At 41.4% G+C, this 9,408-nt stretch carries 3 protein-coding genes; all 3 read left to right on the plus strand.

All coding sequences use genetic code 11. The features are described 5' to 3' along the window. Positions 1-434: 434 nt before the first annotated feature. The 3 genes from H1P_RS34605 to H1P_RS34615 all read left to right on the plus strand — a co-directional run bounded on the left by H1P_RS34605 (position 435) and on the right by H1P_RS34615 (position 9,274). Positions 435-7,100, plus strand: a complete 6,666-nt coding sequence (locus tag H1P_RS34605) for a PKD domain-containing protein (RefSeq protein ID WP_281291293.1) — start codon at positions 435-437, stop codon at positions 7,098-7,100. A 226-nt stretch (positions 7,101-7,326) separates the two neighbouring features. After that, positions 7,327-7,968: a PFE-CTERM domain-containing protein gene (locus tag H1P_RS34610; protein ID WP_144876201.1), complete on the plus strand. Its 642-nt coding sequence runs from the start codon at positions 7,327-7,329 to the stop codon at positions 7,966-7,968. A gap of 469 nt (positions 7,969-8,437) precedes the next feature. Next, a complete protein-coding gene (locus H1P_RS34615; protein WP_144876203.1) occupies positions 8,438-9,274 on the plus strand; it encodes a tyrosine-type recombinase/integrase in 837 nt (278 codons plus the stop codon). The last annotated feature ends 134 nt before the right edge of the window (positions 9,275-9,408 follow it).

Below are 9,408 nucleotides of genomic sequence, written 5' to 3' on the forward strand. Positions count from 1 at the left end.
CCTATATCAATCGGATTTAGGATTACTTACTTTCTGACAGAGCCGCATTTATCACAGGAAGTGTCCACTTTGTAGATGGAGGCTATACTGCTCATTGAATAAATTAATAGGCGTAGCAAGTGCAAGTATTCGAGAAATAAGAGTTAGAGTAAATAGTTTCATGCATTTGGATGATGAATACTTTCATTAACTCATGTTGTTTAGCTTAACCGAACAGTATTGCGGCATACTTTAGCGATCGCGTTAGAATTGGCGGTACAACATCGGGAGATACCATCGATTTAGATAACTCCCATACCGTATCGGTAGATATATCTCACCTAGCACCAGGAACGGAAGCGGTTCTCTATTTCGATCTCTTAGGCTTTGGTGCGGTAGATTCTCAAGTTCTTATAGATGATGTTCTCCTAACCGATAGCAGTCTGGCTACTCCCATAGCAGCAGACGATAACGCCACAGTCAATCAAGGAGAAATCGCTACTATAGATGTCCTAGCCAACGACAGCGACCCCGACGGCACAATCGTGAGCGCTTCATTACAAATTCAAAACCAACCTAGTAACGGTACGGCAATATTCCGTCCTGACGGTCAAATATCCTACGTGAGCGTTCCTGGTTTTGCAGGAAACGACAGCTTTACCTATGTGGTACAAGACAACGACGGACAGTTATCTAATCCCGCTACTGTCAGCATCGCGGTTAACAATGTCGCTCCTACTATTGAAGATATCCAACTACCCGATACCATAATAGAAGGAACGAAAATAACTATCGATGCTAATGTTACCGACCCAGGAAACGACCAGTTAACCTACACTTGGTTAATTGACGGTCAATCCACCAACACCCCACAACCAACTATTAATCGCACATTTATTGACAACGGCATTTATAACGCAACTTTAACTGTAACCGACCCCCACGGCGGAAGCGACAGTCAAACCTTTGACATTACAGTTGATAACGCAGCACCTGTTGTAGATGCGGGTACGGATCGAACGCTCGACGAAGGTGAAACCATAACCCTATCTGGAACTTATAGCGATCGCGGAATTAACGACACCCACACGCTAGAGTGGGAATTCGATGATGGAACAATAATTGAAGCTCAAACCGCAGAGCGCGTCTACAGCGAACCAGGAACTTACACCGCAACCTTTACCGTTACCGACAACGACGGCGCGTCAAGTAGCGAAACTATTACTATTACCGTTAACAATGTTGCTCCTACCATTACCTCCCTCACAGGAGACAGCAACCTTAATGAAGGAGACACAGCGACATTTAACGTGGAAGCAACCGACCCCAGTAACGGCGAACTAACCTATACTTGGGACTTCGGAGATGGCACTCCTCAGTTATCAGCGAGCAGCGATCGCGATCCGATAACTCACACCTATACCGATAATGGAAACTACACAGTCACCCTAACTGTAGAGGACGAAAATGGTGCTTCTACCTCTCAGACTCTAGATATCGTAGTTAATAATGTCGCCCCCGCGATCGCCTCTATCGATGGAGCAACCACAGCAGAAGAAGGTGAAACTATCACCTACACTGCATCTGTCAGCGATCCAGGAGATGACGAGTTGACCTACAACTGGTCGGTTAACGGCTCACCCATAGAAGGCAATTCACCCACTATCGATCCCACCTTCACCGACAACGGCACTTACAACCTCAGCCTAACTGTCACCGACGACGATGGAGCAGCAACCACCTCCGAACTAGAAGTTACCGTCAACAACGTTCCACCTCTTATCGAGATCGCACCTACTATTACAGGCAACGAAGGAGAAGCTATTACCTTTAACCCCACCCTGGAAGATCCAGGTAATGATACTCTAACAGTGACCCTAGATTTCGGCGACAGCAGCGAATCCGTTACTGCTTACAGTAACGGATTCCCAGTTACTCACACTTATGCAGACAACGGAAACTACACTGCAACTTTAACTGTAACTGATGATGATGGGGCTACAACTACCTCTACTATAGATGTCACTGTTAATAATCTTGCTCCTATAATTACGTCCCTCACAGGGGATACTGAAGTCAATGAAGGAGAAACCGCTCAGTTTAACGCAGTTGCCTCAGATAGCCCAAACGATACCCTAACTTACACCCTAGACTTTGGGGATGGCTCTCCTCAGTTAACAGTTAACAATAACGGATTACCAGTCAGTCATGAATATTTAGATAATGGAAATTATACAATCACCCTCACTGTAACTGATGACGATGGAGCATCTACTAATCAAACATTGGATGTAGTAGTTAATAATGTTGCTCCTGTCATTAATGAGATTGTTGGAGATACAGATGTATTGGAGGGAGAAGAAGTATCTTACACAGCGATCGCATCTGATAGTGGAAATGATACTCTAACTTATATTTGGGACTTCGGCGATAGAAGTACAGCATTTGGAGAAAATGTCACTCACACTTTTACTGATAATGGAAATTATACAATCACCCTCACTGTAAGTGATGACGATGGAGCATCTACAATCTCTACTATTGATGTAACCGTTAATAATGTAACTCCCGTAATTAATGAAATCATTGGCAATACAGATGTATTGGAGGGAGAAGAGGTTACTTATAGTGCGATCGCTATTGATAGTGGAAATGATACCTTAAGTTACAATTGGAACTTCGGTGATGGTATGGGTGCGGAAGGACAGAATATTACTCACACTTTTGCTGATAACGGAAATTACACCATCACCTTAACTGTCACGGATGATGATGGAGCATCTACAAATTCAACTCTAGATGTGACTGTCAATAACGTAGCTCCTACTATTATGGAAATTGTTGGAAACACCAATGTAAATGAGGGAGAAGAAGTATCTTACACAGCGATCGCCTCTGACAGTGGAAACGATACACTAACCTATACTTGGAACTTTGGAGACGGAAGCACCGCAGAAGGAATTGATGTAACTCATACTTTTATTGACAACGGCAATTACACAATCACCCTCACTGTAAGTGATGATGATGGAGCAGCTACTAATCAAACATTGGATGTAACCGTTAATAATGTAGCTCCTACCATTACTGAGATTGTTGGGGATACAGATGTATTGGAGGGAGAAGAGGTTACTTATACAGCGATCGCTTCTGATAATGGAAATGACTCTTTAACCTACAGTTGGGACTTTGGAGATAATAATACTGCTACTGGAATTGATGTAACTCATACATTTGCCGATAATGGCAACTACACCATTACATTGACTGTGACAGATGATGATGGAGGAACTGCAACTTCAACAAAAGAAGTTACTGTCAATAACGTAGCTCCTACTATTACAGAAATAATTGGCAAACAAGATGTAAATGAAGGAGAAGAAGTAACTTATAGTGCATCTGCAACCGATCCAGGAGATGATACCTTAACTTATACTTGGGACTTCGGTGATGGCAACATAGCAAATGGAGAAAATGTCACTCATACCTTCACTGACAATGGAAGTTATACAATCACCCTCACTGTAAGTGATGACGATGGAGCATCTACAATCTCTACTATTGATGTAACCGTTAATAATGTAGCTCCTACCATTACTGAGATTGTTGGAGATACAGATGTAAATGAAGGAGAAGAGGTTAATTATAGCGCGATCGCTTCTGATAGTGGAAATGATACCTTAACTTATAGTTGGGACTTTGGTGATGGCAATACTGCCGAAGGAGAGAATGTTACTCATACCTTTGCAGATAATGGAAGCTACACAATTACCTTGACTGTCACTGATGATGATGGAGGAACTGCAACTTCAACAAAAGAAGTTACTGTCAATAATGTTGCTCCTACTATTACGGAAATTGTTGGAGATACAGATGTATTGGAAGGAGAAGAAGTCAATTATACAGCGATCGCTTCTGATAATGGAAATGATACCTTAACCTACAATTGGGACTTCGGTGATGGCAACATAGCAAATGGTCAAGATGTAAATCATACCTTTGCTGACAATGGAAATTATACAATCACCTTAACTGTCACGGATGATGATGGAGCTTCCATTACTTCAACAAAAGAAGTTACTGTCAATAATGTTGCTCCTACTATTACGGAGATTGTTGGAGATACAGATGTAAATGAAGGAGAAGAAGTAACTTATAGTGCATCTGCAACCGATCCAGGAGATGATACTCTAACTTATACTTGGGACTTCGGCGATGGAACGGAAGCAAATGGTCAAGATGTAACCCATACTTTTGCTGATAATGGAAATTATACAATCACTTTAACTGTCACTGATGATGATGGAGCAGCTACTAATCAAACATTGGATGTAGCCGTTAATAATGTTGCTCCTGTCATTAATGAAATCATTGGGGATACAGATGTAAATGAAGGAGAAGAAGTAACTTATACAGCGATCGCCTCCGATAATGGAAATGATACTCTAACTTATACTTGGGACTTCGGCGATGGAAAGGGCGCAAATGGGGAAAATGTAACCCATACTTTTGCGGATAATGGAAATTATACAATCACCTTAACTGTCACGGATGATGATGGAGCTTCCATTACTTCAACAAAAGAAGTTACTGTCAATAATGTAGCTCCTACTATTACTGAGATTGTTGGAAATACGGAAGTCAATGAAGGTGAAGAAACAACATATAGTGCGATTGCCTCGGATTCAGGTGATGACACCATAACCTATAGCTGGAACTTTGGTGATGGTAGCGATTCATTTGAAGGAGAAAGCGTCAACCATGTGTTTGCGGACAATGGAGAATACACTATTGCTTTAACTGTTACAGACAGTGATGGTGCATCAACCACTCAAACACTCAATGTCACAGTCAATAACGTAGCTCCTACTATTACAGAAATCATTGGCAATACCAATATATTGGAAGGAGAAGAGGTTAGTTACTCTGCGATCGCCTCTGACAGTGGAAACGATACACTAACCTATACTTGGAACTTTGGAGACGGAAGCACCGCAGAAGGAATTGATGTAACTCATACCTTTACCAATAATGGAAGTTATACCATTAGTCTTACTGTCACCGATGATGATGGTGCGGGAGCTACATCAACACTGAATGTAACAGTAGAAAATGTAGCTCCTACAATCACGAGCTTTACGGGAGACAATGCAATCGATGAAGGGGACGTTGCTCGTTTTGCCGTAATTGCTAACGATCCTGGAAACGATACTTTAACTTATGCTTGGGACTTTGGAGATGGTAGTGAAATCTTATCGGGAGAAAATGTTTCTCATCTCTTTGCCGATAATGGATTGTACGATGTTTCCGTAACAGTGACGGACGATGATGGTGCGTCGGTCACTCAAAGTCTCACTATTACAGTTAATAACGTTACCCCCACAACCGATCCTTGGTTGGATAAAGCAAGTAATGAAGGAGAAATCGTGAGCTTTAATGCTACCTTCAGCGATCCTGGAATTTTAGATAATCATACAGTTGAATGGGATTTCGGAGATGGCAGTGAAATCATTACAGAAACAATCGCTAGCTCCAAACAAACAACCTATGACTTACAGCAAACCCACACCTATACGGATGATGGAATCTATACCGTAACTCTCACTATTAGCGATGATGATGGTGGAGTAGCAACCAATACCATGACGGTAACGGTTAATAACACCGCACCAGTTATTACATCTCTAACGGGAGATACGGACATCGATGAGGGACAAATCGCTAACTTCTCTGCCGTAGCAACTGATGCAGGGAATGATACTCTCACTTATAGTTGGGACTTCGGCTCCCGAAACACAGTAGAGGGAGCAAATGTTACTCACGTCTTTACCGATAACGGAGACTATACAGTCACTTTAACTGTCACGGATGATGATGGTGCAGCTACAACATCTACATTGGAAGTACGAGTTAATAACGTAGCTCCTACCATTACCGAGATCTCTTATGGAGAAATAGCTGAAGGAGTTAGCACTCAATTTACTGCTATGGCGAACGATCCAGGGGATGATACCTTAACTTATAGTTGGAACTTTGGCGATGATAGCTCACCCGTAACAGGGAAAACAGTCAACCATCTATTTGTCGATAATGGAGACTATACAATTACTCTGACGGTAACCGATGATGATGGTGGAGTAACTACTTCACAAATCGCGGTTACGGCTACTGAAGTCTTTAATATCAAAGCAGAAGGCAAAATCAGAATTAATGGCAGAAGCGACTTTGATGGAGAAGTATTAAACTTTGAAGATGATACGAGACTCTATGCAGGGGAAGGATTTACGATTAATGGCAATCAAACTTTACCCGTGTTGCGAGACTCTGCGGGTAATCCGATACAAGTCAATGGCAAATCAGTTCTCGTAGATCGTGCTGTAACTGTAGGGCCAAATTACACTGAAAGTCAAGCCAGTGCCAGTAGCAGAAGATATGCTAATTTAATTCCACCTCAAGTAATTGATGAACTAGCCGTTAACGTACCAGAACATAGCGAATTGGTAAGCTCTCAATTAACAACTTTAATTCCTGAAGGGACGAGCGAAATTATCTTTAATCCCCAACAAAATCCCCTCAATAATGTCAGTGATTGGCAGAATTATTTCCCCGCGACTGGCACATTCGCTCAACCAACAGTTGTCAGGATTACGTCGGGTAATTTGAATATTCCCAGTAATGTAGCTCTGTCTAATTATGTAATTATTTTAGATAACGGCAGCATTAACTTTAATGGGTCGGGACATACCTTAGATGACACTGCTTTAATTCTCAACAATGGTTCGATTAACTTAGCTTCGGTTCAATCGAGAAATCTCTCAATTTTAGCTAGTGGGTCGATAAATATGAATGGAGGAGCGCGTTTTGCAGGAGATACTTTAATCGCTTCTGGGAATAGTAATGGTCAGATTAACTTTAACGGTGCCACAGTGAATAACGAACCGAGTTACCTGACTGTAATCTCCCAAGGTAATATTACCTTTAATGGTTCTAGTACTACTATTGGCGAATTTCTGACTAGAAAGAACTTTACTTTTAATGGGAGTTCTCACCTAATTGGCTCAATTCAAGCTCAAGGAAATATTACTATTAATGGTCGGGCGACTATTACTAATTTTAGTTAAGCAAAAAATCAACTTTTAGTTATTAATAAATAGAGCGATTCATGTCCGAGTTATTTGATAGTAGTTAATCGAAAAAATAGCCAAATAAAGGAGCGAAACTCCTAGCTATAAGCGCGATTGCGCGATTGCTTGCTTGCCAATCAAATAGGGTAGACAACGCCTTGCTTTAAGAAGATAAACTCAAAAAAAATCGCCACAAATTTACAATTATTTACTCAGAAAAATCATGCCAAAATTATTCAGTAAAAAAATAGTTACCACCGCAGTCTTGAGTTTACTGTTTAACTCCCTAATGAGCGAGCGCGCTTGGGGGGTAATTTATGATTTGAATGTTTCTCTAAGTGAAGGTTCGACTACAGGGACGATTATCGGCATCATTGAAACCAACCCAGGAAATAATGCTGATGGTTTGGGAGATTATGCCAGTGGCGATTTTACTTTTGGTGATTATGAAATTGAATTGAAGATTGGCGAAAATACTTTTATTCAAAATAACAGTAATAGTACTTTACTGATCGAAGATTTAGAGGTGGGGGATCTGACAGCTAGTAGTACGGAATTATTGATTGACTTGACCGACCCAGGCTCACCTCAAGATTTATTTGATATTGCTAGTCTTTCTGGAGAAGGGGATTTTGGTTTGATTAGCTATCTTTCTGGTGGCAGTGTGATTTCTGAATCGGCAATGACTGTTGGCTCTTCTCCCAATATTTCTTTTGTGATGGATACGAGTGCGATCGATTTTTCCTTGGGAACCGCACGAGTATCGGCTGCTGTTCCTTTTGAATTTACCCCTGGTGCGGGACTATTGATAATCGGAGGTTTGTGGGTGCTTTCTCGTTGTTGGAGAAGCCAAGTTGGTAAGTAACTGCTTCACAAGTAATAAGTAGTAAGTAAAAAGTAAAAAGTAATACCTCTGGGGAGAAGCTTGAAGATTCAACAACGCGATTCTGCTCGCCTCAGTTACCGAGGGCGCATCGAGCGTTCAATAATTGAATTATATTTTTATTTTTCCTCAACAGCGCGATTGGATATGCTCCTTGACCAGAAGCATCCCTCGCGCTCATGAATTCCTCACGGGCGAGTTACTTATTACTTATTACTTATTACTTCTTACTCAAAGGGTTTCTTCCATTGGAGCTGGTCGAGTAATTCCCAACTCCCATAATTTCTTTGGAATATCGAGATCGCTGTCTTTGAATTAAATATCTTCCCAAAAAGAGCGTAGAATAGATGAAAGATAAGTCTGGTTATCTTTCATCATGTATGGAAATGGGCATCTAATAAGGCGTACAGTTATTAATAATGGAAATGAGATTCCACCCCTGACCCCGAAAATGGAGTTAAAACTAATTCAAATGTGGCTGCACGGCAAATCAGGTGCTAGTCGCCGAGCCTATTTAACTGACGTACATCACTTTCTCGATTTCTGTCAGAAAAGACTCGATAGTATTGATTTAGCCGATATTCAGAATTGGGATACCTTTTTAGCCCAAAAATACGCTCCTTCATCGAGAAAGCGTAAGTTAGCTGCGGTTAAATCCCTCTTTAGCTTCGCCCATCAAAACAAGTTATTGGCAGACAATCCTGGTGCTGCACTCGCCACACCAAAAACTAAAGATGCGATCTCTGAAAAGATCCTGACAGAAGATGAATGGTGGATGTTGCTCAACACCGAACCCAATCGCCAGCATCAGTTAATGCTCCAGTTACTCTACGAATCCCGCGCTAGGGTATCGGAATTTTGTAATCTCAAATGGAAAGATATTCGCGAAAAAGCCGATCTTTCGGCTTTGGTAACTCTATTTGGTAAGGGGAGTAAAACCCGCAAGGTGACGATTACCCCCCATCTCTGGCAAGCTTTGAAAGGGACGAAAAAAAACGATACCACAGGAAATGATCCGATTTTTCTCAATCTCAGACATCAAGCTTATTCCACGGTTCAGGTATGGCGCATTGTGAAGAATGCGGGGGAAAGAGTAGGTATTTATGGTGTCAGTCCCCACTGGATTAGACATACGGGGGCAACCCATCAGTTACTCAACGGTAGTCCCATCCACTTACAACAGCAGGAATTGGGTCATTCGGGACTGGATATCACCAGTCGCTATTTACACATTCTTCCTGGGGAATATGGTGCGAGATACTGTAAAGTGCAGCTTCCTGATAGTTAATATCAAATTCAGTGGATGGACAAGTGTTTAATTGGCGCGATCGCCAAACCCCAAAATGATTTAGAATCACCATTTTTATCAGTACTTTTGCACTAAAATACTCTCTTAATTATAAGTAAAAATTATATTATTAA

It is taken from the genome of Hyella patelloides LEGE 07179 (genome assembly GCF_900659865.1).
Lineage (GTDB): Bacteria > Cyanobacteriota > Cyanobacteriia > Cyanobacteriales > Xenococcaceae > Hyella > Hyella patelloides.